Consider the following 769-nt stretch of genomic DNA (forward strand, 5'->3'; position numbering starts at 1 on the left):
GGTGATGCTGCCAACTTACTGATTTAGTGTATGATGGTGTTTTTGAGGTGCTCCAGTGGCTTCTGTTTCTATCAGCTGTCCCTCCTGTTCAGCTACTGACGGGGTGGTGCGTAACGGCAAAAGCACCGCCGGACATCAGCGCTATCTCTGCTCTCACTGCCGTAAAACATGGCAACTGCAGTTCACTTACACCGCTTCTCAACCCGGTACGCACCAGAAAATCATTGATATGGCCATGAATGGCGTTGGATGCCGGGCAACCGCCCGCATTATGGGCGTTGGCCTCAACACGATTTTCCGCCATTTAAAAAACTCAGGCCGCAGTCGGTAACCTCGCGCATACAGCCGGGCAGTGACGTCATCGTCTGCGCGGAAATGGACGAACAGTGGGGATACGTCGGGGCTAAATCGCGCCAGCGCTGGCTGTTTTACGCGTATGACAGGCTCCGGAAGACGGTTGTTGCGCACGTATTCGGTGAACGCACTATGGCGACGCTGGGGCGTCTTATGAGCCTGCTGTCACCCTTTGACGTGGTGATATGGATGACGGATGGCTGGCCGCTGTATGAATCCCGCCTGAAGGGAAAGCTGCACGTAATCAGCAAGCGATATACGCAGCGAATTGAGCGGCATAACCTGAATCTGAGGCAGCACCTGGCACGGCTGGGACGGAAGTCGCTGTCGTTCTCAAAATCGGTGGAGCTGCATGACAAAGTCATCGGGCATTATCTGAACATAAAACACTATCAATAAGTTGGAGTCATTACCA

The 769-nt window shown here is 53.6% G+C and carries 1 protein-coding gene; it reads left to right on the forward strand.

The window, feature by feature from the left end:
* Positions 1-55 precede the first annotated feature (55 nt).
* Positions 56-753, forward strand: a protein-coding gene (locus AB8846_RS23295) for an IS1-like element IS1B family transposase (protein ID WP_095033700.1) whose coding sequence is annotated in 2 segments (ribosomal slippage) — positions 56-305 and positions 305-753 — 699 coding nt in all. Because the reading frame shifts where the segments join, the coding sequence is not laid out codon by codon here.
* Positions 754-769 lie beyond the last annotated feature (16 nt).

The organism is Enterobacter sp. KB-221C9, from assembly GCF_041320715.1.
GTDB lineage: Bacteria > Pseudomonadota > Gammaproteobacteria > Enterobacterales > Enterobacteriaceae > Enterobacter > Enterobacter asburiae_D.